Source organism: Corynebacterium lactis RW2-5, from assembly GCF_001274895.1.
In the GTDB taxonomy this organism is placed as follows: Bacteria; Actinomycetota; Actinomycetes; order Mycobacteriales; family Mycobacteriaceae; genus Corynebacterium; species Corynebacterium lactis.
This window is the reverse complement of sequence record NZ_CP006841.1, coordinates 2,054,239-2,079,478: the sequence shown is the minus strand read 5'-3', so window position 1 is coordinate 2,079,478 and position 25,240 is coordinate 2,054,239. Positions and strand designations below refer to the sequence as shown.

The window sequence follows — 25,240 nt, the reverse complement described above, 5'->3', positions numbered from 1 at the left end:
AAGTGAACCTCTGTGAACGCGCTGATTATGGTGCAGAATTGAGAAAAGCCAATGTTTTACCAGCCTAAAGCTGTTGTTGTTGGAGCTGGCCCAAATGGGCTCACTGCTGCTGCAAGACTGGCACTTGAGGGGTGGGACGTTGAGGTTTATGAGCGCGCAGAAAAACCTGGGGGAGCGGCGACATCAAGTTCAGGAATATTTACAGATACTGTTGTTGATATGGGTGCTGCCAGCCACCCGTTTGGTGTTGTAAGTCCAGCTTTCCAAGCGCTTCGACTTGAAGAGTATGGATTACGATGGCACAACGCTCCCTATGAAATGGCTCATCCCTTCGAAGATGGAGAATCTGGATTACTCACCAATTCGCTTGCTGAAACTGCCGAACTACTAGGCGCTGATGCCCCAGCTTGGGTTCGGTTACATTCTCCCTTTGTTGACCATATCAATGAACACTTAGCTAATTTGTTGAGACCAGTTCTAGGCTGGCCACCGCACCCTGTACGTATGGCGCAATTTGGGCCGCCTGCACTTTTGTCTGCGAGTTTGCTTGGCAAGGTTTATTTTTCTACCGCAAAGGCACGTGCTCTCCTAGCCGGCAGTGCAGTTCACGCCATTGATTCTCCTAGAAGGACGTTCACCGGTGCATTCGGAATAGTTTTTGGATCCCTTGGTATGACTCGGGGTTGGCCTGTCGCAGAAGGGGGGTCTCAAAAAATCGTTGACGCCTTGGTCGCTGTTATCCTTTCCCATGAAGGACGTATTCATACCAACTGTGAAATCACTGATTTGCGTGATATTCCCCGCGCCGATGCCACTATATTAAATTTAACCCCGAGGCAAGTACTTGAAATGCAAGGCGTTAACCTCCCTCATAAGAAGAAGTTGGGTTTGAAGCGCTGGAAATATGGAATTGCCACTTACAAAGTAGACTTTAAGCTAAGTGAACCTATCCCGTGGAGTGATCCTCGAGTGGCAAAAGCTGGCACCGTCCATGTCGGAGGTACCGTAGAAGAAATTTCTCGTGCTGAAGAAGAAGCTGCGAGAGGAAGAATGCCGGAGAAACCATTCGTTATGGTTTGTCAGCAATATGTCGCCGATCCTTCACGGGGAATGACACTGTGGACATACGCTCATGTTCCCCATGCATACATCGAGAGGTTCCCTGGCGAGGTCCGCAACAAAATCATTCGTCAAATCGAACGCTTTGCCCCTGGATTCAGGGATGTAATTCTGGAGACCCATGACACGAGCCCCGCAGCGTTAGAAAGGTGGAATCCAAATCTCATTGGCGGTGACATTGCTGGTGGTGCTATGGGAGGTATGCAATCACTAGCTCGTCCGACATTCTCTGTGCATCCACACCGCTTGGGAAAAGGACTTTATTTGGCATCTGCTGCAACCCCACCGGGGGCAGGGGTGCATGGCATGCCTGGATGGTGGGCTGCCGAAGAGGCTCTTATGCAGATAAGGTAGTCCAGGCTTGCGAATATCGGATGATTGAAAATTTCTGCCATGCGGGTCTAGATAAATATGCAGGTGAACACCCCTTTTCTTCCCACTAACTTGAGAACACGGATCGGAATGAGGGGGAGTATATCCCATAGCTGCGCATAAGTACCAGCAAAAGGGAGTTCGCAACTCTACGTGATGAGAAAATGTGGATATAGTCCTGCGACCGTATTCGAACCGTGATATGGTTCTAGCACCCACAGAAGTGGGATAGTTCACTACGGGCATTTTATGTAAAGAAGTGCTCTCAAATCACACGCCCCCTAAGAATGGAAGGTAGTCAGTATGCTCGCTACTGCAGTTAATTCTGCTCAAGACCGAGGCTTGATCCCCGCCAACTATGACGGATTTCTCTCTATGGGATCCGCTCCGATGACCTGTACACCAACTGTGACTGTTCGGATTACCGTCCGTATCATGCGTGCTACTAAGCGTACTGTACGCGGCGCCGAGCCTGCTGCATCTGACCGTGTAGAAACCCTGGTGGCTGTCTAGGTACTAACTAAAAATGATTGACGCGTTGAAAGGCCTGCAGAGGGTTGTACAAAAGCCTCTGCAGGCCCCTCTTGAATTTGCTGAAAGGGCTTCGGCATTTTCCCAGCTTCTCGCAACGTTGGAAGGAATATCTCCGAAAGAGCGACGGTTCGGGGGGATTAATGATTGGGATTACACCAAGTATCTTTTTAACTCTGGGGGTGGAATTTCCGACGCTGGGGTACGAGAGATTTTTGTCCGTTGTCTTGCTACAGCACGCATCGGTGCGTCAGTAGTGCTTTTGCTACCGACTGGTAACAATACCAGACTGGTAGCAAGTTCAGTGAGTGCACTATCTTACCTGTTAGGAAACCGGTATACGATCAACGGTAGCGACGGTGCAGAACAGTATTCAGCTATTATCTTAGCCTCATCGGCTTTAGGCCGGATAGATGGTGGGAAGAACCGGGATCTGGCTGTTGATTTCATTGCAGCGCAGACGGCATTCAGTTACTTTGTTGCCGGTGCAGTCAAGTCACTGGGGAGAGAATGGCGCAATGGTACTGCGGTTGAACGGGTGGTCCGCACCGAAGTTTATGGGAACCGAATTTTCTACCGTTTTCTGCGACGAAATCCCCGATTGTCAGAGTCGCTTACCTATTCCACAGTGGTGGTGGAAATGCTTTTCCCGTTTTTACTCCTGCATCGGGGGATGAGGAAAGTGGCTCTTGCTTCGATGTTTGCTTTTCATGCGGCAAATGTTCCTCTTATGGGCTTGGGTCGATTTTTTATAGTGTTTACCTCCACCTATCCAGCTGTTATGAATTCCACCAATCGGCTTAAAGGACGATTTAGTGACTGATTTCTATAGAAAAACCGCTCTCATTACAGGTGGTGCGCTCGGGGCTCTCAAAGCGGGAGAGATGTTTGGGGCGTTCTACGCGGATCGATTCTCTAGGAATTGGCCTCGTCATATGCGGAAGACTTGTGCGCGTAATGAGGTTGCGGTGTATAAGCGGGCGGGCGTCGATGATTCCCAGGGCTGTATTCTTTTGGTTCATGGAATGGGAAATTCATCAGTGTCGCTTGTTCGACTTGGGGAAGAGATATCGGAGCTCACAGGCAGGACGGTGATTAGATACGATAGGCCCGGGTATGGAGCTTCTCGATTTTGCACAGATGCTCCCTACTCTGTCACTCAGTCGGTGGATGAGTTGGCCGAGATTATTCGGTGGCTGCATGAGCAGTATCATTGGGTTACTGTCGTAGGACATTCATTTGGTGGGTTGCTAGCGTACCTAGCGTTAATGGGTCTAGAGGAACCCAGCTGGTGTAATGCTTTACTTATTGAGCCTTCACATCTACATGAGGCTAGGAGAGATCCAAAACGTATGTTGGGGGTGATGCTCGGTGTGGAGGAACTGAACAGACGTCATCTTCTAAGCCCATTTGGGGGGGAGCTTTTAGACGCATCGATAGGTCCACGCGCTCTTGACGGGCGACGTCATCCCCATGTTGATGCCGTAAGGAGGGAGCGTCGGAGTAGCCGCTGTGTACGTGCTACGAGACGAGAATTTACTACGCTAGCGAAGTTGCTCTTTGATGGTACCGTAATTCGTGCGCCTCAGCCATCAGCAAAAGTCCATGTGGTCGCCTCCGCACGGTCTGTGGGGGATGTTAGACAAAAGGAACTTTTTGCCGAGTACATTTGTTCCCCTGCGGATATGACTATTCTTGGCGAGACGTCTCATGACACGATTGTCCTTGACAAGGACGCAGTGAATCGGATTTCCCAAATAGTGAACGGTGGTTCCATTCATGCTGCGTAACGTTATTGAGGTCGTGTTCGGGTCTTGGTTTACGCTAACTTTTCTCGGACAGCATCCAGGAGGAAACCATCGGAGTAGGGGCCTTCTATTTCGATTGAGCTCAACTATATTTATGCCCAACTGGGCTTTCTTTGCACCCAATCCGGGAGTCTATGACGATCATCTCTTCTACAGGGTTCGGGAAGGGAATGAGTTCTCCCCTTGGAAAGAGGTAGTTACATCTCGCAACGATGACGGTCCAGCGTGGTTGTCTCCTTTTTATTCTGGGGCGTCTCGGAGATCTAAAGGTATCATCGATATCTTTTCCACCTTAGAGAGCTTAGCCAGTCCCACTCTTTCTAGGACAGATTGCAATGTCATTCAAGCAGGACGTCAGGCGATTGCCAATTTTATGGTAGTCAATGCCGACGAAATTTCTCCCCACACATCTGAGTATGAGGTGATGCTGGTTCGCGCTGCAGGTTACGCGCAAGATGAGGATCCTGTCTTTTACTACCGTTTCGCGGTCCGAAACGGAATTGCTGACGCACCACATTAACCCCATTCCTCGGCAAGAGCCTGAACTGAGAAAATTGACGCAATGACAGCCTTTAACCTTCTGCGAAACAATGCTGGACTGATTACTCTAGGGATACTCCTATCATTGTTATCTACCGCTGTTACTCTTTTCCAACCCGCACTTGTCGGCCAGTTGATATCCGGAGTGAGTAGCGGAGAGCTCCAGCAACCTCTCATGCTGTTGCTGTTAACTGTTCTGGGTACATCCGTTTTGACAGCTGCCACAATGTACGTGGTCTCCATCGCTGCGGATCGAACAGTCCGTGATATGCGCAAAAAAATCACGAATCACCTTCTTTACCTGAGGGTGAGAGAGCTTGAAAAAGGGGGATCAGGTAGCTTTACTACACGGGTAACTTCAGACACATCCATCGTCAGTACTGCTTTTTCTTCCACCCTCACTGATTTCGTCGGGGGCTTCACTGTCATCATCGGTGCTCTCATTTATATGGCGGTGGTGGATTGGAAATTGCTCTTGGTCGTTATTGCAGTGTTGCTGGTAGCCCTAGCGATTATTGTGTCTATCTCAAGTTCTTTGCAAAACCTCTCGTCGAAGGTTCAGGATCATCTTGCAGCGCTCGGTGAAATCCTGCAGTCGGCCCTATCGGCAATTCGAACTATTAAGGCTTTTCGAGTAGAGACGAAGGTCATTGGCAACTTGTCGGCTGAGATCGACCATGCCTACCGAAACCGGAGAAGGATGAGTTTTGTAGAAGCCGTTCTTGAGCCCTTGAGTACTGTAGCGTCCTACATGGCACTTCTCGCGGTCGTTCTGTTCGGGTCTATTAGATTGAGCAACGGTGATTTGTCGGGAGAAGCACTTACTGTCTTCGTTACCGCGCTTTTTCTGATGCTTGCCCCTATCGTGCAGGTATCTCAGTCCCTTGGAGCTTTCTTTGAGGCTAGAGGAGCGCTGGACAGAATTAACCAGCTTCTTAGGCTCGAAGTTGAAGATTCAACCGAGAGCAGTTCGTCTCTGTGCACTGGGCCCACCCCTCTAGGAACTATCGAGTTTGACGCGGTCTCGTATGTCCGAGAAAAAAGAACTATCTTAGATAATGCAACCGTAACGGTTAAATCAGGCGAGAAAGTGGCACTCACAGGAGCTTCTGGCTCCGGAAAAACCAGCATACTCAGTCTTCTTCTGAAGTTTTACGACGTCTCGGCCGGTCATATCCGTATTGGAGGGAAAGACCTCGAAGACTGGAACAGGAGGGATCTTCGGGCTATGGTTACGTATGTTGAACAAGAGCCTGACTTACTCTCGGGCACTCTCAGAGAGAACCTGATCCTCGGGACAGGGGAGAGCTTCGATGACGAAACACTTATCGCAATGCTAGGTCAGTTCGGGCTGGAGAATTTCGCCAGCGTTGATGGACTAAGTAGGTCAGTAGGATCAGGTAACAGTGGTTTGTCGGGCGGGGAGCGGCAGCGAGTTGCCATTATCCGGGCTGTTCTTCAAAATGCACCGGTCATCCTTGTGGATGAACCGACATCCGCTCTTGATTCAGCGTCAGCAGAGTTATCGATGAGCAGGCTCTTGGAGACCGATTCTACGGTCATCTTTACCTCCCACGATGCAAACATCGTGAATCTAGCAGAACGCACTTTAGTAGTTGTCGACGGCAGAATCGTCGAAAATTCACCGAATAGTAGGAAGTCTTCAAATGCGTAAACACGTTCTCGTTACCGGTGCAACCAGGGGTATCGGTCGGGCAGTTGTGTCCCGATTATTAAGAGAGGGATATGACGTATCCTACACATGGCTTTCCTCAGATGAAGCGGCCTCTAACATTCAAATGGAGGCCTCTCAATTCGATGGGAGCGTATACCCATACCAGTGTGATTTGACGGACACTGAACAAACGTGCCAGTTAGCGGATGTGTTGTCGCAGAAGAGGCCCCTTCACGGAATTATCCACTGTGCTACCACGACTTTTACTCCAACTCAGGCGTCGGAACTGACCGTCCAAGACTGGATGGCGCCCTTGAATATTAACCTAGTTAGTCCTTTCATTCTTTGCTCTCGACTCGGTCCTTCCTTGGGAGCGGATGGGGCTATCGTCATGGTGTCTTCTCCGAATGTTGCTGTGTGTCAGGAAGGGATGAGCACCTATGCGGCTTCCAAAGCTGCGCTCGAATCTTTTTCTCGAGTCTTAGCTCGTGAGCTTGGCCCGGCTGGGGTTAGGGTGAACGTGGTTCGTCCGGGGCCGACTCTGACGGAGGGGTTTACGGCACAGGCGCCAGATGGAGGGGTTATAGACGAATTATGCTTGGCTACGCCCCTAGGAAGAGTAGCGAACCCTGATGATGTCGCCGATGCTATTTATTCATTGCTGGGGAAAGATAATCGCTGGGTGAGCGGAGATATACTGAATGTGTCCGGTGGTTTGTTTTAGCAGAGTAATTTCCCGGATGGGAAAGGACACAGGACTTGTTCCATATCGATGGGCTCAACAAACTCAGGAGGAGTCTAGTCAGAGCGCGCTTAGCTATTTTACAAGTGTGCCTCTGAGGCAAGAGTAACCCTATTCTTGGCATGGGAAAGTCTGTGCTCAAACCCACGTGCCCGAGGAAGAACTAGATTCTCTGAATACATTAAGGGTATGAGGATTCCGGAAGAATTCCTCACTCGGTATCAGCGAGACAAGCATGATGAGTTGTTGAATATCAATCATGATGATTAATCGTTATGCCTCGGCCGCGACTTCCGTGCCCGTGTGATTGTCCTGTCCTGACGCTCGCAGCTACCGCTAGCGATTGCCTGACACGACCAGCGCCATCGAAATGACTGCTCCTCTCCTCTCTGTACTCGCATGACCTAGAGCGCAAGCGATCTAGGTCATGCTAGATTTGCCCCCGGTTGTTAAAAAATATCTCAATTTGGCATTGATTGTGTTAGCATGGCCTCGTTGACAAAGGGACGTGTCATGCTCTCCCTAGTCAAAAAGTTAGCCCTAGCGGCGGCAACCACTAGGACTAACGCTTGGCATTAACTGCCAAGCTGGTGAAGCATCTCAGCAATCCAGCTGTGGTGCTCGACCAAAACGGCAAAGATATAGAGAACTCTGCTAGTCAGTGATACGAATTGCCACCCGTATCTGACTGCAGAGTTTTTTCTTTCTCTGCCGGGTTGTTCATGCTGATGCATAATGAACCTCCCGTGTCGACAAACTCTCCAACGCCAGTTTGACGTGCAGGCGAGCCATCGCGTGCGGTGGCAAATAACCCGCACGTCGACGCAGAAGTCGCACCAAAGCTCGAATAACCGAAGCTTTGGGCGAAACCGCAGGTTAGTATATCAGACCCATTAGCTGGCCAAATGGATAGTGATTTGCTTAATGGCTACGTCTGACCCCGCTTTTCTTATGCCTGGGCAATATTGCCGGTATGCCCGCGGGCAGGCATGTGGGCTGGCCTTTAGCCAGTCGTGGATAGACGGATCTTCTCGACTGCATCTGTTACGGCGATTTCGAGCCAGTTTTCCGCTGCTGTATCCACAGCGTTGTATGCGTGGGTCTGGATAGCTAGCGCATTGGCGATCCATGGTGCAGGCATGTCGTCGATGTGGAGAAGTGCTTGTTCTGACCACTCGTCGAGCGCAAGCGAGACAGTGTCTGGTTCGATGTTCAGGTCGTGGTCGTCGGTAAGTTCGTTGGCAACAAGTTCTGCGAGTCGGAAGAGTGTCCCGGTGGCAGCGAAACCGATTGGAATCGTAATGTAGCGTGGCATTTTCTCTCCTTGCGTGATTGCGGTGACCATTTTTGGTGTGGTGCCCGTCCTCGTTTTTTGCCTGAGAAGGCACGGAGTGCCGATTAGGTCGAGCTAAGTGGAATGCAAGTGCAGGCATCCGAGGAAGGAGGAAAAGTTTTCTGCGGAATAAGCGCAAGGAGCGGTACGCGACTGGAGCGCGTAGAAAAGTTTTTTGAAGGAATCGGACGACGCCGTCGCTGGACTTGCGTGGAGCGGGTCGACCGTATAATCGCCGCAGGCTTCTCATGGAAAAACGAGATTTAAGGATCGGTGTCGATCCTTAAAAGAAAAATCCCCATGCTGCGCATGGGGTTCCGTATGTGGTCATGCCCGCATGACCACCTGCCCGCATGCGGGCGTTGCGGTCTTATGCTTCTGTCGCTTCACTATCAACTGTGCTGTATTCCTGCGTTTCGGGCTGGGGCTGGCTATTACCTTGCTCCGCGTGGCTGTCATTGAGCTGAATGCCATTGGGGTAAGCCGATTGTGCGAAGGCGAACGCATCGACTTGTGATTGGTCAATTTCAATGTTTTCCAGCTGGTCGTTAATCCACGTTTGGGCCTCATCTGTAAAAGAATGGACGTTGCACGCGGCCATACCAAGATAGACGGTGTCGTCAGGCTCACGGTTTAGTAGACCAGAGTCAAATACGGCGTTGAGGGTTTCGCGTGTGACATCGTGGTTGATGATGATTTGGCGGCGGTCGTCGTCGAGGTCGATGTGGGGTGCATTTTCGGTCAGCGTTGTGAAGATTTCTTCGTTGCCGTCTTCTTCATGGGTGAGAGTAATGCCGGGTCGTCCGCCATTAACGTAGCGGTCGACCGTGACCTTGAGGTCGAAGTGTCGTCCATAGAAGTCCAGTGGAACATCCCAGTTTTGCTGAGCCATCGTGGGTGTTTTCCTTTCGTAGTCGTGTGCGTGTGTATAGCGGTCGAAGTGTTGGTCGAGCCGGTTCTTTGTTGCATCGGTTTCATGCTGTTGAGCAAACAGTTCGTCGATGGTTAGGTCAGCGTCATCGTGTGAGGCTGGTTGACATATTTGCTTGTCGAAGTTGTGGAATGGTGCCGAATTTAGCGTGGTGCCAGCCATGGAAGCCGCAGAGACATCATGTAGCTGACTGATGTGTCCTTCCCAGGACAGCTCGATGTCGTATCTGGTAGCTAGGGTTTCCATGAGCGCGCGTGTTGTGCGTCCGTTTCCCTCTCGGAAGGCGTTGATTTCGTTCAGCTCGCAATGAAGATAAGCCAGAGCTTCGATTTTGTCGTCGTAGTTAGCTGAGTCCAGTGCGTCAACGACTTCGTCGAGTTCAGCAATCCGCGCTTCAATGGTGGTATGGCTCGCAAAAGTGGCGTAGCCGTCGGGGTGGCTGGCGCTGGGGATCGTCATGTCGAGATCACGGAACTGTCCGGCCCAGTCGTAGCAATCCTGGAAGAGGTGTTCGTGCGTTTGAGTGAGCTGATCGGAAAGTGTCCCATCAAATCCGAGCGCAGGCAGGGTCAAGCTGCGCCTGAGAGATAATTGTCCCTCGGCCTGTTGCCACGCCTGTTCGTCTGTGATGCCTTGTTTATTTCGTAGCGTATTCGTGCCGGGGAAAAGGAGATTGTCCCAGCGTTCCTGTTGCGTCACTGGTTTGAGTCTTCGTTCGGAATGAAGCCCAGTTTGCGAATCTCGTCAGCAGCTGTGGATTGACCTCGGGCTAGGCGGTGGGCCGCTTTAATATCCTCTTCGTCGAGGTGGACTCCCTCGGCTTGTGTGGAGGCAACGGCATTGCGGACTTTACGTTCAATTCGATCCATAGGGTGAGTGTATAGTCCATCACAATTTTTCGTAATGCGCTGCCCGCATGCCGGCGTGCAGGACTGCGGTCATGCCCGCATGTCCGCTATTCGCCGTGCTTGCACTTAATCATCAAGTCGTAGCTGTCCTTAAGTCTTTGATCTCTTTCTTCCCATGACAGAGTGTTGGCGTCTTCCAAGGATTGCTGTGATACTCCTGGCAGGACGTCATCGCCTTGGTCAGGTTGTTCAGCGCAAGGGTCAATGCCTGTCTGTTCAATTTGCTGTTCCCGCCAGTTCTTACCGTCTTCGCGCTTATGCAAGACTTCACCGAAGAGGACAAACGGGGTGGCGACGACAACATAGAGAATTGCGCAAATGATGCCGAGCGGAACGAAGCGAATTAGAAAATCGGTCAGGTTGCGGAATTTGCGCCACAAAAAGACGGCTACGAAGAACATGAAAATGTAGTAAGGCATCATGGGAATATCCCTTCTCTATGCGGTCAGTACCGCGTGCGGTGAGACGGGCATGTTGGAAGTCTGGGTAGTTGCGAGATGAAGAAGTATGAAGCTGTTCAATCGAGCAAGTTTGTGTTGCTCGATTGAGTGCTTTTGGATTAGGCGTAGTTGACTGCTGGTGCAATGCGGGCAGGTGCCATGATTGCGATTGCTGCTGCACAGAGGAAAACGGCAAGGATCTTGAGCGTTGACCAGTCACCGCCGAGCAGTCCGCCGTAGAGGACGTAAACGACTGAGACCACGGCAGTTAGTGCGCCGACCGCTACCTTGTACAGTCCTTCGTTTCCAGTGCCGTCTATAGGAAGGTAGATCAAACCGAAGCACAGGCCGATTAGTGCGGAGCACACTGCGAGAAACAGTGATTCAGATAGTTCGGGCACTGGTTGGTTGCTGAATGCGTTGATGGTGGCTGATACAAGGAAGATGACGGCGAATGCGACGACACCTCCGAGTACGGTGAGCGCACCGAGGTTGATAGCCAGCTTTTGAATGTCGTATTTAGGAAGTTGCTGGTTGTCCTGGGGGTGATGCTCATAGTTAGTAGATGGGTAGGTCATGAGTCCTCTTTTCCGTGAAGTGTGGGCGTGCGGTCAGGCGGGCGTGTGGTCATGCGGGCATGATTGCACGGTGCTCGGATTTGGCGGTCTGAATTGCAGAACATTCTTTCGGTAGTGGTTTAGGAGTCGAGTAGGTCGGTGACGGCTTGTGTCACGATATCGGTGACCGTGCGCTGGTTTTCTGCGGCGTAAATGTTGAGCCGGTGTCGAAGTTCCGGGCTAATGCGAACGGTGAGATGGACGCGATTGTCAGTTTGGGTGGCTTGCGTGAAAGTATCGCGTGCGCGCTTTGGCGTGGTAGCTGGCTTGTGCATAGCATTGGTGGGTTTTCTCATTTGATTGTTTTCCTTCTTCTCGTGATTAATGCGGTCATGCCCGTATGCGGGCTAGCGATTTTGCGGTAGGAATTCTGTGAGGATCTCATCAGCAACGCCGTCGTATCCGTGCCATTGGGAGGGGGGTGGTGCCCCATGCTCGTTTGATTGCTTGACGTGCGAGAATGATGTTGGAAAAAGTTGGAACGCCAGCCTCGTCGAGTGCGTTGAGTAAGTCTTCAAGGGTCGTGGTGTTTAGCTGTGCTGAGGTGATGAGTACTGCAGCGGGCTTGTCGGTGATGATTTCGAGTGTCTCCCACATGCGAGCTACTTCAATTCCAGATGGCGAGGTTGGCACGATGACAGCGTCGGCGGTGCGTAGTGCCGCGTCGATGAGTGCAGGGTCGCCGGGAGGACAGTCAATCAGCACGATGTCTGCGCCGGTAGGGGAGATGCTGATAGAGCGTTTGTTGACGGGAGTGACTGGGAAGGGCAACGGATTATTGGCTTCGGCAGCCAGCAGCGACCAATCCGTCGCAGATCCTTGGGGGTCAGCGTCAAGGACAGCGACGTTTTTGCCCAGCGTTGAGAAGTAGGTTGCCAGCATGATTGTAGACGTGGTTTTCCCCGTACCACCTTTGTTGTTACAGATTGCGATTGTCGTCATTGTGTGATTCCTTTCGTCGGATGGTGTCAATTGCGTTGCGCGTGTGATTGAGATCAGTCCAGTTGTGTCTGACGCGGTGTAGCGTGTGGTGGTTTGCACGCTGGTGTGGCCTAGCGCCTGTCGAATGGAGAGCAGGTCATGGGAGGCCTGATATCCGACGGTGGCGAACCTGTGCCGCAGTGGGTGAAGCGTCCAGGTGCCGGGAAGCGCTCGTGAGGCGAGTTTGCTGACGTACCGGGAAGATAAGTGCCCATCGATTCGGCCTGGGAAAAACCAGTGTGAGTTGACTTGGTGGGATCTTCGGCGCAGCATTGCAGCCAGCTTGGCGGGAACAGGAAGGATTCGCTCTCTGCCACCTTTGCCCTCGACGGTGAGGTTCCAAATGCCCGAGGGGAGGCGGCAAAGCGGTCTGTGCGTAGTCGTGCGATTTCTCCTGCTCGAAGTCCAAGCTCAGCAGCCAGCCGCAGGATAAGTTCGGTGCGGTCAGTAACCTCAGCAAGTATTTCGGCGAGGATTTCCTCGGGGATCGGACGTGGAGGGGGAACTGGGCGTTTAACACTTGGCAGCGTTGGCAACTCCGGGCAGTGGGAGTCCGTTGCAAACCAGCGCAGAAACGTCCGTACGCTCGCGTGATATGCGTGCCTGGTTTCCGGATGCCAGTTTTTCTCACCGCTCCAGGCAGTGAGGGCTGATTCAGTAACTGTGCTTGGTGTTGGCGCGTGAAGTTCACGGGCCAAACGTCGAACATGGCGGATACGGGTATCGATTGTGGCCGGTCGCATTCCTTGCGCTCGTAAGTGGATTTCCCAGTTTCGGAGAGGTAATTCCCACCCAGCGGGAATAGGTGCAAGGTTCGCGCGATCACTGATAAGCATGAGTTCATTGAATTCTTTTGTTCACTTTAGCGTTATATAACAGTAATCTTTAGGAAATCTAGCGTTCAGCTAGGGGCTACCTTGTGGTCGTGCGGGTATGTTTGCGTTACCGCATGTGGTCGCGCGGTCATGCCTATATGCGGTCGTCTTGCTGGTGCTGTATCGAGCGTGATTGCTTGTTTAAGCGCGATACCCTGTTTGCCGCTCGCAAGTCCAGCAATGCGGTCAAGCCCGCCTGCGGGCATGACCGCAATTGGGTATGCGGGTGTGCGGTCTTGGGGGTTAAAAAAATATGTTGTGCCTGCCACGAGCCATTTTTGTAGCGCCAAAGCGAACCATGCCAGGCGTTAATCTTGGCTACTGACCCAGAGGTCGTAGGTTCGAATCCTGCCCCCGCCACTAAGTTGGAACCCTCGGTTCGCGAAAGCGAATCGGGGGTTTCTTGCGTCTGAGGAACGCGACGGGGGAGGGTTAAAGGACAAAAGGGGATGCGGACGGAATCTTGGAGGATTCCATCATGAACCGCTCATACACCAAGGAGCAGCGACGCAGAGCTCTGCAGGTTTACAAGCGCACTCAATCGGTGACCAAGGCCGTCCGTGAACTTGGTTATCCAGGGCGATGGACGCTGTACAAATGGTTGCGTGAACCCGCCAAACCTGGTCGACCCCGCAAACAGTCAAATACATTGACCCGCTACCCGTTTGAGGTCAAGCTTCGTGCTGTTGAGCTCTTCAACGCTGGTTGGAGGCCAGCTGACATTGCTGTGGAATGCGGGCTGCGCTCAAAGATGAGTGTCTATTCTTGGGCACAACGCCACCGTGAAGAGGGAAAATGGGGTTTGATGTCGAACAGAGAACGCAAAGAGCACACTCGCATGCCCACCCGAGCAGCATTCGAGAAATCATTAGCCGATGATCCTGCAGAATTGAAAAAGCAAATGGCTCAACTGCTTGTTGACAAGGCTGTTTTGGAAAAGGAGCTGGAACTTGTAAAAAAGACGTCAGCGTCATCCCGGGTTAGCTCACACCGAGTGCGAAGAGCCGTCTTATCAACCCAGTCCAATGTGTCGTTGACGCACTTGGCATGGACCGATTCAATCGTTTTCCGGGTGTCCTCATCGCCAAGTGCCCACAGCACGCTGATGGATTTTGCTGGGGAAAATGTCAGGTCAAAGCCAGCGGTTGCCTGCCGCACTGAGTTCTTTTTCTCATTGACCCACGCCAAAATCTCCCGTGGCGACGCGTGATCAAATCCGGTTGCTGCCGCGTACTGAGCCCTGGCGGCGTCAACGGCGATGGTGTTGCGCTCGTCGGTGTCAGGGCGCCGACCGTGCTCATAGCGGAACTGCTTTTCGCGCTTGGCGATCTCAGCCAGGACCTCGTCGCCGCCATTGTAAATCGGATACGCTCGGCCCAACTGGACATCAGCAATGGCGGCACCGGCAGCGATTTTCGCATCTGCCTCCGGGTGTAGCCCCTCACCGTAGAGGGCCGCCATGTGCTCCTTGTCCACGACAGAGCCGTCAGTGACGACCGTTGAATGCAGTCCGGCGATTCCTCGGCCGAACCACCGCCCGGGTGGGGTTCCGGTTTCCTGGTAGTAGTCACCGAGTCGAGTTCCGACGGAGGTGTCGACGTCGGAGGTTGCCACATTGCGCAGCAGATAGGCGTACCCATCGCCTGCATTGACCACTCGAATCGACATCATGGGCCAGAGGTTAGGAATGATGCGGCGAAAAGTTAAGACCTACTTTTGCCTTCCGAACGATGACGACCTTGGGCGTTTCGGCACCCGCCTATGTTCACGCAGGTCACCCACAAGAAGTCGCAGATGTATATCTGCCAGAGGTGTGTCGACCTTTAGGTCGAATGTGGCGAAGTCAACAGGCAACGAATGGTGACGATGTTGGTGAGGATTAAGGGGCGGAACGTGTTGGTGTGTTGGTGATGAAGGAACCATGAGATGGCAACAGGGCAGCTAAGCTGTTGTTTGGTGATGTAGAGCGTTTCAGCGTGATGATGGGGTGCATGATCAGGTTGTTGCCGTCTGCGCTGCGGCATGGGATTGAGAAGTCGGATATTCTTCAGGCATGGAATCGTCCGATTGCGAGTTTCACGGAACGAGATGATCCGCTGAAGGTTATCCGATTGGGGTTCGACTCTCATGCCCGATTACTCGAGGTTGGCGGTGAGATCTATTCAGATGGTCAGCAGAAGATTTTTCACGCTATGGTCGCTCGCCGCGTGTACACAGAAAGGATTGGATGGCGATGAATGAAAATATGACGCCCGAAGAGCTAGCTGTTGCCGAAGACTTTGAGGCGGGATGGTCGAAGGACCGGCTGGATAATGCCGAGTTCAATTGGGGCGTAGGTATCACGGATTTTCTTCCGCATACGCTCAGTGAGAAGCTGGCTGCCCGTGCTAAAGAAGAAGGCGTTAGTGAGCTTGCGCTCATCTCTTCTGCCGTAAGCATGTATCTGTCAGGCGACAACGCAGCCTAAGTTTTACCTGCGTCAGCTAGGTGCTGAAAAGGATGGGCTGCCTTCGCGTGGTTGCTGGGCTAGTGAGTGTTAGTGCCCGCGAGGGGATTAGCTTCATTTTCATAAAAAGTAAATCTGGTGGTTTCGTTATTGATTTCAATACCCCCCCCCAAATCACACGAAGCCCTTAAAGGTTCATCGTGCGTAGCTTGCCTTTAAAAGTTCGAGAAGAGATTCTTGCGACCGCAGATTGGGTTTCCCTTGCTGGGGTATTAGGCTTGGCAGGCATCAATCCTTTCGATGCTACTAATAGTCAAGTTGATGGCATCGTCGGTTCGTTGTGTCAGGGGGCTGGCTTGAGAGTGGGAAAGTATGTCGAGGATGGGGGGGTCAAGAATTCGATTCGACGGCATTAGATCAGGAGATAGCAGCAGTTCGAGCGTTGAAGACTGGCCAGGAGCGAGTTTCAGCGATGATGACTATCCTCTTTGACTGCGAATAGCCTTTCAATTGGTGGGCGGAGGCTACGCATCAGCTTTTAGCCAGTGTATCCATGGCCGTGGAAGAGCTGTTGATTCACTTTTGTTGGTTGAAAGCTGTTGGCTGATCGAAGTCAATTGCTGTGGGGGGGTAGGTCTTAACTTTTTTGTCTGCCCCTGGTTTTCTGCGATGCATGGTTGCAAAAGACAGGAGAGTAGAGGCGCGACGTCGCGCGCGAGAGCTCCAGAAGGAAGAGTCCGGGCGTCTGGCGCGAATGCAGTCGGCCCGCACCGATGCGTTCATCGCCTTGGAAGCGATAGATGAGGCGAATGAGGCTCTGGGGTATGCGCTCGACCGGCTGCTTGATGAAGGGGAAAGCAAGAAAAAGCTCGCTGCTGATTTCTCGATGCCTACCCGGCAGATCAATGACGCATTGGGTCTGGTTGGGTCCGCTCACTTCCGAAAGACTGATGCGGGTCACGATGCTGATGACAGTCAGAATGCTGCAGAGGAAGACACGGAGACCGTAATCGAAGGCGAATCTGTTGTCGAGGCTGAGGATAATAGTGATGGTCACCCTGCCGCCGACGGTTCCTGACCGTGTTGTTGAGGCGTTCTGGGCGAAGGTTGTCCAAGCCTCGTCGCCGGATGGGTGTTGGATTTTCACCGGTGCGATTTCGTCTCCCGATGGTTACGGGCGAATCAACTTTCGTGTTGATGGAAAGCAGTATTCGGTGTCTGCGCATCGTTTCGCGTTGATGTTGTCGGGTGTTGATATTGCAGATGCTGAGGTGGTTGCGGATCATCGTTGCAATGAACCGCTGTGCGTCCGTGTCGGTTGCACGCATGTGATTGCCTCGACTCGCGCGGCCAATATGGGCTACGCTTCCCGCACTGGTCGCGCCCGCGGTACAAGGCCTGGCCTTGATACGCAGACTCGCTCGCGAGTACAGCGCTCTCGCGACGTGCGTGCTGCCGTGGCTGATGGTTGGGACGAGACTGCGTACCGACTGGCCGCTCAGCGGCCAGTCAATCCACTGGGTCAGCCCAGCCTGTTTGATACCCCTAGGAACGTCTCAAGGAAGAGGGAGCCGTGATTGAAATGGTAGTCCTCCTAGCTATCGCTAGTTTGTCGCTTTTTGTGTTTACCTTCCTTCGGGAGGTCGAGATGGAGACGATGAGAGACAGTTTCTCGGTGTTAGTTTTTGCGGTCGTGGCCGGAATTATTCTGCTGCTTGGCGTTGCATCTGTCGGACTCTTAATCCTGCTAGGGCCGGGGCTCTAGCCCTTACAGAGGAAGACGGCCGAGCGTCTCGGACGAACGCATACAGCGGGGACTGATGCTTTCGTTGTGTTAGGGCTGCTTGATAAGGAGGGAGAAAGAAAAGGCTCACAGCTGGTTTCTCAGTGGCTATCTGACAGATCAGTGAGGTTTTGGATGCCGTGGAATCCGTTCACTTCCGAAAGACTGATGAAGTTCACTGCGCTGATGATAGTCAACGGGGCGTCTATTTCGCTTGACACTGGTTCTTTACGGCTTTAACTTGTGATTATCGTCACTTTAGGTAAGGGAAGTGATTTGATGATCGAGCAAGAACCGCTGGAGGGAAAATATTGAACGAGTCTAAGGGGAGTCCCACACCTGTTTTTACGAAGTTTGGAGAGAGATGCTCTGAGGAACTGGTCAAACAGGATCTCGTTGATCTGGCAGCGGGAACTTTATCGGCCATTAGAGTTAAAGGCTTCTTTTCCAAGAAACTCTGTACTGAGATAATGGAGAATTTGCAGACAGTGGAATTGGGTGAGTATGACCAGCAGGTGGTCTCGCCGCGAATTGCTAAGTTGGGGCCTGCTGCCTTCGACTACTATATCGACGGAGGAATCGGAGAAGAGTACTGGGACCATCGAGATCAATCTAACGAGGTCCGATCTGCGTTGGCTAAAGAAATCGATCCTCTAGTTTTGGCAATGGAAAAAATAAGTGACTGCTGGGGTGCTGATGTCAAGAAAGCCTCGATGGATGGAAGGCCCCTCTTCTCGGGAATGATCCGGGAGATTAATGAAGGAGCTCGTATTCACTTTGATGAAATCGAGCGTGAACTTCCCAATGGGCTCGATGACACCCCCGTTGTACAACTTGCATTTAACTGCCACTTGGAAATGCCAGAAAAGGGTGGAGAAGCAACCGTTTTTCGTCGACGTTGGATGCCTCATGATGAGGACAACCGTGACGGTTACGGCTATTCTTATGATCTTGTAAAAGACCAGCCCTACGTGTCAGTGCGAGCAGAAGTAGGAGATGCAGTAATCTTCGACCCTCGCAATTACCACCGCGTGGAGCCCAACAAAAGCCGAGGGAGGCGAGTGACCCTATCGTTCTTTATCGGACTCACTGCTGATGGCATGCTCGAAATCTGGTCTTAATTTCGAGTGTTGGCTTTATTAGATGGAGTATGTGAGTGGTAGCTGATTTTCTTAGCTGGGCCCTCGTTATGGCGATGCCGGGTCCCGATATTATCTCTATCGGGCTGCAAACCTCGCGGTATGGATTGCGTGCGGGGGTCTGGACGGCTCTCGGCGCTGCGCTGGGAGTGGCGGTGTGGTCAGTGCTCTCGCTGGTTGGTATTGAGGCGTTGCTGGTTGCTATTCCTACTCTGCGAGTCGTGCTACCGATAGTCGGCTGCGTGGTTCTGGTGATATTGGGTGTTCTGGCTCTCCGCGGCGCAGTAAGGCCAGCGCGCAATCACGGCGACCAAGTCATGACAGAATCGACCCCCTCGGCGCGATCGCCAGAGACCAATACCTGGGCTAAGTCGCTTCGATTGGGCTTTGTCACCAACATTTCGAATCCAAAGGCATTGGTTTTCTTTACCTCCTTTTTTACCCAGATGATGAGCCACTACACTGGCTCCAGCCAGAAATCCCTGGTTCTCGGCCTATTGCTTGTGGTCACGCTCATAGTATTTGTCGTGATGTCGGTCCTGTTGAAAGCTGTGGCGCATTCACCTCTGGCGAGAATTCCCGCTGTACGTTTCCTTCCAGGCGTTATCTTCATTTGTATTGGTGTCTTCTATTTCACTGAACTTGTCTAAACAATGAAAGGCAAAAACTGTGCGTGTTCTTCATGTTGATCCAGATATTTCAGACACTGCGGCTTTCTTGAGGGAGACTGGTGCTACTGCGGAGCAAAGTCTGAATTCGATTGTGGTTTCTACCAAGATGTCAGGAGTGCGGCATAACGCTCTCGTTCTGGTTCCTGCCACTCATCGTTTAGATAACAAAGGTCTCAAGCGAGCCTTGGGTGGTAAGACGTCGTTCCTGCCGATGAATGAGGCGTTAGCACTAACTGGTATGGAAAGAGATAGTATTGGCCCGATTGGCGTACCTGAATGTCTTCCTGTTGTGGCGGATCTGAATGCTATCAAGGGCGATGAGTTCTACATTGGAGGGGGAAAACTGGGCCGCAAATACGTGATTAGCCGTCAGGAATTAATAGCTGCGGTAGATCGGAGCGTTGTAGGGATTTACGTTCCTATCGAGTAGTGTTTTTCGGTCTAGACTGAGGTGTAGTACCGACAGTGAGCACTTCATCCGCGAACGCTAGAGGGGCTATTGGCTTTACGCGTTCGGTTGAGTCAAGAAAGTCAAAAACTGACTGTTCAGCCGCTTCGTCGAATGTCGCTCGTTCACAGATATCTTGATACAGACGATGGAATGGCTGGTAGGGAGTCTATCTCCGGACATTGATTCCACGGAGGCCTAGTGCGGAGCAACGATGGTGTCTTCCCATATCAATGCGACATCATGCCTGGCCGCCCGTTACCTTGTGACTATCCCCATTATCGGGGATAGTCACAAGGTAACGGGGCTAACGCTATCGCCCGGTCTGGCACTTGTACCAAAGGTCTTGGGCCTCTTTTTGCTTCTGTTGTTTTTCTTCCCAGGTTAGGGAGTTCGCCTCATCAAGGGATTTTTGCGGGTGCTGTTGCAAAGTTGGGGCAGTAGGAAGAGCGACGTGAAATAATCACAGCCATGGGTATCTTCTCCGGTCGTCATTTCCCCCGTGACATCATTCTGTGGGCAGTGCGGTGGTACTGCCGCTACGGGGTGAGCTACCGCGATCTGGAGGAAATGATGACCGAGCGGGGCGTGCCGGTCGATCACACCACGATCTACCGCTGGGTCCAGAAATACGCCCCTGATCTGGACAAGCAAACACGGTGGTACCGGCAGGTACCTGACTGGCAGGCCAGTTCCTGGCAGGTGGTGCTACCTCTATCGGGCGATCACCGCCGGTGGCCAGACCCTGGACTTTTACCTCTCTCCGAAGCGGAACGTGGCCGCAGCGAAGCGTTTCCTGGCCAAGGTCCTCAGATCCAATGCGTCAGCCGGGTATCCCAGAGTGATCAACACCGATAAATCACCCTCCCTAGCCAGGGCAATCGCTGAGTTGAAGTCAGAGGGAATCTGCCCGCCAACAGTGGAACACCGGCAGGTGAAATACCTCAACAGCATCCTGGAAGGCGACCATGGTCGGCTGAAGCGGATCCTCGGGCCGAAAGGCGCGTTTAAGAACCGGACATCTGCATATCGGACGTTGAAAGGGATGGAGGCGATGCACTCATTGCGGAAAGGGCAAGGCACGATGTTTGCCTACGGGCAACCGAACCCGGACGCGGTGATCGTCAACCGGGTCTTCGAGACGGCCTGAGAACGCCCACACGCAGCGGCCATCAGGGAATGAGAAACTGAGTTTTAGCTGCTCTCCGCCCAACTTTGCAACAGCACCTATTAAGTTAACTTTACGGATTTTGAGGGTAAGGTTTTATGATCCAGTCCAATAAAGCAGGCGTAGGGGCGGTTATCGTAGCCCTAGCTGTCCTATGGCAAGGAATCGGCACTGCGATAGTCGGAGCCCAAGTAGACCCAGAGCTATCTACTTTTACTACGTTTTCAGCGTTTCTTATCGCGGCGATTATCTCCACAGTGGTCTATTTAGCGTTTTATCGTAGAAAATACCGAGCTACGGAAACACCGCATCCCCCCATGAAAATGACAACTGCAGCAAGCCTCAATCTGTTTACTGCGGGCGCTTTCTGCTTATTCTATGTTTCCACTACTTTGATGCAGCCCACTGCATCAAGTGTCATCGAAACAGGAGTCGGCCCTTTTATTGTCGCAGTAATAATGACTTGGTCGGCCAGAAGGCTCAGCAGTTCATTGGTGTCAACAACTGCAGTAGTGGTGCTGGCTCTATGTTTTTTCTTCCTAGGAACGGGAAGCAGTTCACTCCAGTCTTATCTGGGTTTCGCTCTAGCTGTAGGCGCAGGAATTTCTGCGGTAGGAGTGCTTTACTCCTCGCGCTGGGCCACTGAACAAGGGAGCAGCGTTCTCACGATTGCAGCAGTGAGGTTTCACTTAGCTTGGATTATTAGCGGTCTCGTGGCTTTCTTTTCCGTGGAAGCGGAGATGCTTCGAGGCTCTACCCTGTCAATCGTCCTGCTATCGGTGATGTGCATTACTTTTCCTATCCTGCTCTTGCAGTGGGGAATTACCTTAGCGCCGCCTTTCACCTCGGCACTGATCATCGCGGCCCTTCCGGCCGTGGTGATGGCTACCGAGGTGGCATTGGGCTCTCAAGTCGAACCAATTCAGTTAACTTTGTTGATGCTCATTGTGGCAATAACCATAAGCCAAGCAATGTGGGGAACACGGAAAAATGAAAATATTAGTAGTTGATGATTCTTCAAGTGGTGCCGATCTGGTGGCAATCCTGCGCCAAAAAAGGGACGTAGAGGTTGCTACTGCTAACCCGCCGTATGCCATCTCAGCTAACGAAGACGGGAGCATTTCCGATCCATGGGCTCTGGCCCTACTTCGGGAATGTAGCCAAGAAAAATTTGACCTTGTTGTGCCGGGAAGCGAATCAGGAGTATCCATAGCTGAGTGGGTTTCAGCTGAGTTAGGACTACCGCATAACGGTAGAGAGAAGATCTGGCACCGTCGCCATAAGCAAGGAATGATTGAAGTTGCTCACCAATATGGACTGCGTGCCCCAAGGTCTGTTACCCTATCCTCCGCTTCTGCACAAGACAGCCTTGATCTAGACCCGTCCCTGGTCAAGGATTGTGTTGTCAAGCCTGTGGGAAGCGGGGGCAGTGACCATGTCTATTTCTGCAAAACAGAACCCGAGACTCTTCAAGCGATTACTACCATTCAAAATTCTACGACTTTGCTAGGAGAAAAATCACCCTCCGTGGTTCTTCAGGAGTACGTAGACGGACCTCAATATTTTGTGAACACGGTGACAGCCGAAGGGCGGCATATTGTGACCGAAGTTTTCCGATACGGACTTACGGAGGAATCTGGAGCTCCCCACATATATTCAGCTATCACAGTAGGACCGGAGGACAACCACTATTCTGGTGCCGTGGAATATACCTTATCGCTCCTTGACGCTCTGGAAGTAGACTTCGGAGCCTCCCACGTGGAACTGAGGTGGTCTAAGGGGCAGTGGGTACTTATTGAATACAACGGTCGCTGTATGGGCCCCGAAGTACCCGACGAGGTCTATTTCCCGACTCGCGGTTTCAGCCAGATCAGCGTTCTCGCCACGATGCTAGTGGATGGTTTACAAGCTGCCGAACAGGAAGTACTCGCCGGAAATCTTGACGGGTGTGTCGCCTGGCTCATGCCTACCCCGCAGTCAAACGGTGTGCTTCAACAGTGCCACTGGGATCTTGTCCAAACTCGCCCGACCGTTCAGAGAATCTCGCGGCGACCAAAGATCGGCACTTATATCGATAACTCGAATCGCGTAACAACTGGTGCGTTTGGCATGGTTTTTCTTGGCTCTTCTGACCGTGCTGCTGTTGAGACCGATCTTCAATCTCTTGAGTCTTTCGACGCCCATGGTGATCTGTTTACTGTTGCCCCCGGAAAGGATGCGTGATGACGACCCGAATTGCTGTTATCGGCGCAGGGGTCGCTGCTGCAGCGGTCGCACGACGGGTATCTTCTACTTTCCCGCATATTGAACTCACTATTTTTGACGCGACACCTCCTCAGAAGCACCTTGCTTTTGGCCATGTTGATAAACGCTTGCTATGTAACACAAGTACTTCAGTAATGTCGCTGGATGTCGAGGAACCACATGATTTTGCGGAGTTCCTGGGATACAATAAACAAGAGTCCAGTTCTGTATTCTCTTCAAGAAAAAAGTACGGATCTTACCTGCAACAGGCTCTACCCTCTGAGAGCGGCAGCCGCGATGACCGTCTTCAGTACGTACTCGATTCGGTCATTTGTGTAGAAGATTCTGCAGCCCCTGTCCTCATTCATACTGCGCGTCACGGGCTCTTTAAAGCCGATTTCGTCATCATCACAGGTGGCCGAAAAACAGCACGGGTCCCTTCATCTTGCCAGTCATACCGTGATACGGTCCCAGTTTTCCCCAGCCCCTATGACCCCAGTTTTTCACACTGGCTAGAAAACCATCCCACTTCCCGCATCGGTATTTTAGGTACTGGCCTCTCTGCCGTGGACGCCGCACGATTAGCGTTATTTGAGGGGGTGGAGGTAGTTATGCTTAGCCCCAGCGGCCAGCTTCCCGGGGTACGTACTTCGCTTCAGTTAAACGCCCCAAAGGAAATGCCAGCAGAGGAGTTCCGTGCACACTCCCGCAGCGTAGAGGATTTTAGACAATACGCCACTCAGCACGCCACCTCCCTCGGTTGGTATCCGGGACGTCTTAGGGAGCCCCTCCCCAGGAATGGCACTGATCGTTTTCTGCTGGACTATGAATTAGCTGAAAATGGTTATTCTGTATGGGAAAAAATGATCGGTCGCATGGTGGACCTAGCCAATCAGATCTGGTCACCTCTAAAAGTCTCCCTAAGGCAGACTCTCCTCAATGGGATATCAGATTGGATACATCGTTACGTGACCGCCATGCCTGTGCAAGGCGCGAAAAACCTACGAGAAGGTTTTCAAGCAGGGAGCCTTGTCCTAGCTCGCGGCCAGGGATCAGGGGAACAAGCTCGAAACGCTGTGGACCTAAAAGATGCTTTGGGTAATTCTCACCGAGTCGAAGCGGTAGTTTGCGCCTGTGGCTATGAGGACCCCGGATGGATCAAACACAACAAAGGAATTTTCCCTGGTCAAATAAAACCAAACGCTTCTCGCTGGGTCGGCGCCCCTTTAAATAATAGTTGGGGCACTGCGCAGGCCGGTAACAGAGTTCTATTTGCGGGGGAAGCAGCAGCACCGACCACCGCCATTCCAAGCTACGCCCGCACTTCAATCATGCAAGCCAATTTTGCCCTTGATTGGATTAACTCCCACGCATAGGTTGATGCCCCGGGGAGATCGGTCACATCCTCGGGGTGAAAACTGCCTATTAGCAGGCTCCGTGCCTTTCCCCGAAAGACAAAGGTGCTGTTGCAAAGTTGGGGCAGTAGGAAGAGCGACGTGAAATAATCACAGCCATGGGTATCTTCTCCGGTCGTCATTTCCCCCGTGACATCATTCTGTGGGCAGTGCGGTGGTACTGCCGCTACGGGGTGAGCTACCGCGATCTGGAGGAAATGATGACCGAGCGGGGCGTGCCGGTCGATCACACCACGATCTACCGCTGGGTCCAGAAATACGCCCCTGATCTGGACAAGCAAACACGGTGGTACCGGCAGGTACCTGACTGGCAGGCCAGTTCCTGGCAGGTGGTGCTATCTCTATCGGGCGATCACCGCCGGTGGCCAGACCCTGGACTTTTACCTCTCTCCGAAGCGGAACGTGGCCGCAGCGAAGCGTTTCCTGGCCAAGGTCCTCAGATCCAATGCGTCAGCCGGGTATCCCAGAGTGATCAACACCGATAAATCACCCTCCCTAGCCAGGGCAATCGCTGAGTTGAAGTCAGAGGGAATCTGCCCGCCAACAGTGGAACACCGGCAGGTGAAATACCTCAACAGCATCCTGGAAGGCGACCATGGTCGGCTGAAGCGGATCCTCGGGCCGAAAGGCGCGTTTAAGAACCGGACATCTGCATATCGGACGTTGAAAGGGATGGAGGCGATGCACTCATTGCGGAAAGGGCAAGGCACGATGTTTGCCTACGGGCAACCGAACCCGGACGCGGTGATCGTCAACCGGGTCTTCGAGACGGCCTGAGAACGCCCACACGCAGCGGCCATCAGGGAATGAGAAACTGAGTTTTAGCTGCTCTCCGCCCAACTTTGCAACAGCACCGGCTGTTCATACCTGCTGGCCGCTTTCTGCAGTCGTCGGACTCGGGCCCGCGTGCGGGAATGCGGTCGTGTGGTAGTGCGGGCAGGCCCTCCTGCGGTAATGCGGGCGCGCGGTATTGCGGTCAGTAGGAAAAGAAATACGGCGATGCTGCCAGCGTCCGCCAATGAACTGCCAAAGCGATTCTTGAGAGTCATTGATG

Annotated in this window: 23 protein-coding genes and 4 pseudogenes; 18 read left to right on the top strand and 9 right to left on the bottom strand. The window is 52.4% G+C overall.

Annotation, left to right across the window (positions count from 1 at the left end; translation table 11 throughout):
- The first annotated feature begins 51 nt into the window (after window positions 1–51).
- The 5 genes from CLAC_RS12435 to CLAC_RS13180 all read left to right on the top strand — a co-directional run bounded on the left by CLAC_RS12435 (window position 52) and on the right by CLAC_RS13180 (window position 6,769).
- The gene (locus tag CLAC_RS12435) at window positions 52–1,473 is read left to right on the top strand and encodes a phytoene desaturase family protein (RefSeq protein WP_082313298.1); all 1,422 of its coding nucleotides are present in this window, start codon (window positions 52–54) and stop codon (window positions 1,471–1,473) included.
- A gap of 544 nt (window positions 1,474–2,017) precedes the next feature.
- Window positions 2,018–2,845 carry an HTTM domain-containing protein gene (locus CLAC_RS12680; protein ID WP_156324816.1) on the top strand — a complete coding sequence of 276 codons (828 nt, stop codon included), beginning with the start codon at window positions 2,018–2,020 and terminating at the stop codon, window positions 2,843–2,845.
- Window positions 2,846–2,906: 61 nt separating this feature from the next.
- Entirely contained in the window at window positions 2,907–3,812 is a 906-nt protein-coding gene (locus tag CLAC_RS13185) for an alpha/beta hydrolase (RefSeq protein WP_425388822.1), read from the top strand.
- Window positions 3,813–4,392: 580 nt separating this feature from the next.
- Entirely contained in the window at window positions 4,393–6,045 is a 1,653-nt protein-coding gene (locus tag CLAC_RS09095; protein ID WP_082313295.1) for an ABC transporter ATP-binding protein, read from the top strand.
- On the top strand, window positions 6,038–6,769 hold the full coding sequence (locus CLAC_RS13180) for an SDR family NAD(P)-dependent oxidoreductase (protein ID WP_082313293.1): 732 nt from the start codon (window positions 6,038–6,040) through the stop codon (window positions 6,767–6,769). Before CLAC_RS09095 ends, CLAC_RS13180 begins: the two co-directional genes overlap by 8 nt.
- A gap of 1,021 nt (window positions 6,770–7,790) precedes the next feature.
- On the opposite strand, the gene CLAC_RS09090 is transcribed toward CLAC_RS13180, so the two are convergent.
- From CLAC_RS09090 to CLAC_RS13175, 8 genes and pseudogenes are all read right to left on the bottom strand, one after another.
- Window positions 7,791–8,102, bottom strand: coding sequence for a hypothetical protein (locus tag CLAC_RS09090; RefSeq protein ID WP_053412646.1), 312 nt, complete (start codon window positions 8,100–8,102; stop codon window positions 7,791–7,793).
- Between the two features lie 388 nt (window positions 8,103–8,490).
- Window positions 8,491–9,750, bottom strand: a complete 1,260-nt coding sequence (locus CLAC_RS09085; RefSeq protein ID WP_053412645.1) for a Fic/DOC family protein — start codon at window positions 9,748–9,750, stop codon at window positions 8,491–8,493.
- Window positions 9,747–9,920, bottom strand: coding sequence for an antitoxin VbhA family protein (locus CLAC_RS12675; RefSeq protein ID WP_156324815.1), 174 nt, complete (start codon window positions 9,918–9,920; stop codon window positions 9,747–9,749). The genes CLAC_RS09085 and CLAC_RS12675 overlap by 4 nt, the downstream gene beginning before the upstream one ends.
- An 86-nt stretch (window positions 9,921–10,006) precedes the next feature.
- Window positions 10,007–10,381: a hypothetical protein gene (locus CLAC_RS09080; protein WP_053412644.1), complete on the bottom strand. Its 375-nt coding sequence runs from the start codon at window positions 10,379–10,381 to the stop codon at window positions 10,007–10,009.
- Between the two features lie 137 nt (window positions 10,382–10,518).
- Window positions 10,519–10,977 carry a hypothetical protein gene (locus tag CLAC_RS09075; protein WP_053412643.1) on the bottom strand — a complete coding sequence of 153 codons (459 nt, stop codon included), beginning with the start codon at window positions 10,975–10,977 and terminating at the stop codon, window positions 10,519–10,521.
- 119 nt (window positions 10,978–11,096) lie between these two features.
- Entirely contained in the window at window positions 11,097–11,312 is a 216-nt protein-coding gene (locus tag CLAC_RS09070) for a ribbon-helix-helix protein (protein WP_141764566.1), read from the bottom strand.
- A gap of 88 nt (window positions 11,313–11,400) precedes the next feature.
- Window positions 11,401–11,958: a ParA family protein gene (locus tag CLAC_RS09065; protein ID WP_053412641.1), complete on the bottom strand. Its 558-nt coding sequence runs from the start codon at window positions 11,956–11,958 to the stop codon at window positions 11,401–11,403.
- A gap of 78 nt (window positions 11,959–12,036) precedes the next feature.
- Window positions 12,037–12,342, bottom strand: a pseudogene (locus tag CLAC_RS13175) (tyrosine-type recombinase/integrase); the annotation flags it as partial.
- Window positions 12,343–13,350: 1,008 nt separating this feature from the next.
- Between CLAC_RS13175 and CLAC_RS13170 the strand changes: the two are divergent.
- A pseudogene (locus CLAC_RS13170) lies at window positions 13,351–13,659 on the top strand (terminase gpP N-terminus-related DNA-binding protein); the annotation flags it as partial.
- A 119-nt stretch (window positions 13,660–13,778) separates the two neighbouring features.
- On the opposite strand, the gene CLAC_RS09060 reads toward CLAC_RS13170, so the two are convergent.
- Window positions 13,779–14,543, bottom strand: coding sequence for a relaxase domain-containing protein (locus CLAC_RS09060; protein WP_053412640.1), 765 nt, complete (start codon window positions 14,541–14,543; stop codon window positions 13,779–13,781).
- 562 nt (window positions 14,544–15,105) lie between these two features.
- On the opposite strand from CLAC_RS09060, the gene CLAC_RS09050 reads away from it, so the two are divergent.
- From CLAC_RS09050 to CLAC_RS12390, 12 genes and pseudogenes are all read left to right on the top strand, one after another.
- Complete coding sequence (locus CLAC_RS09050; RefSeq protein WP_156324814.1) at window positions 15,106–15,339, top strand: hypothetical protein; 234 nt, start codon at window positions 15,106–15,108, stop codon at window positions 15,337–15,339.
- A gap of 652 nt (window positions 15,340–15,991) precedes the next feature.
- Entirely contained in the window at window positions 15,992–16,396 is a 405-nt protein-coding gene (locus CLAC_RS09045; RefSeq protein WP_156324813.1) for a hypothetical protein, read from the top strand.
- Window positions 16,368–16,895, top strand: coding sequence for a hypothetical protein (locus tag CLAC_RS09040; RefSeq protein ID WP_211255353.1), 528 nt, complete (start codon window positions 16,368–16,370; stop codon window positions 16,893–16,895). Before CLAC_RS09045 ends, CLAC_RS09040 begins: the two co-directional genes overlap by 29 nt.
- Window positions 16,892–17,083 carry a hypothetical protein gene (locus CLAC_RS09035; protein ID WP_053412636.1) on the top strand — a complete coding sequence of 64 codons (192 nt, stop codon included), beginning with the start codon at window positions 16,892–16,894 and terminating at the stop codon, window positions 17,081–17,083. Before CLAC_RS09040 ends, CLAC_RS09035 begins: the two co-directional genes overlap by 4 nt.
- A gap of 329 nt (window positions 17,084–17,412) precedes the next feature.
- On the top strand, window positions 17,413–18,222 hold the full coding sequence (locus CLAC_RS09030; protein ID WP_053412635.1) for a 2OG-Fe(II)-dependent halogenase WelO5 family protein: 810 nt from the start codon (window positions 17,413–17,415) through the stop codon (window positions 18,220–18,222).
- A 35-nt stretch (window positions 18,223–18,257) separates the two neighbouring features.
- Window positions 18,258–18,890 carry a LysE family translocator gene (locus tag CLAC_RS09025; RefSeq protein ID WP_053412634.1) on the top strand — a complete coding sequence of 211 codons (633 nt, stop codon included), beginning with the start codon at window positions 18,258–18,260 and terminating at the stop codon, window positions 18,888–18,890.
- A gap of 19 nt (window positions 18,891–18,909) precedes the next feature.
- Window positions 18,910–19,341, top strand: a complete 432-nt coding sequence (locus CLAC_RS09020) for an aminoacyl-tRNA deacylase (protein ID WP_053412633.1) — start codon at window positions 18,910–18,912, stop codon at window positions 19,339–19,341.
- A gap of 489 nt (window positions 19,342–19,830) precedes the next feature.
- Window positions 19,831–20,509, top strand: a pseudogene (locus CLAC_RS12410) (IS6 family transposase).
- 116 nt (window positions 20,510–20,625) lie between these two features.
- Window positions 20,626–21,537, top strand: a complete 912-nt coding sequence (locus tag CLAC_RS12990; RefSeq protein ID WP_245621850.1) for a hypothetical protein — start codon at window positions 20,626–20,628, stop codon at window positions 21,535–21,537.
- Window positions 21,518–22,750, top strand: coding sequence for an ATP-grasp domain-containing protein (locus CLAC_RS12405; RefSeq protein ID WP_082313291.1), 1,233 nt, complete (start codon window positions 21,518–21,520; stop codon window positions 22,748–22,750). Before CLAC_RS12990 ends, CLAC_RS12405 begins: the two co-directional genes overlap by 20 nt.
- On the top strand, window positions 22,750–24,147 hold the full coding sequence (locus CLAC_RS12400; protein ID WP_082313289.1) for an FAD/NAD(P)-binding protein: 1,398 nt from the start codon (window positions 22,750–22,752) through the stop codon (window positions 24,145–24,147). The genes CLAC_RS12405 and CLAC_RS12400 overlap by 1 nt, the downstream gene beginning before the upstream one ends.
- A 137-nt stretch (window positions 24,148–24,284) precedes the next feature.
- Window positions 24,285–24,963: pseudogene (locus CLAC_RS12390) on the top strand (IS6 family transposase).
- Window positions 24,964–25,240 lie beyond the last annotated feature (277 nt).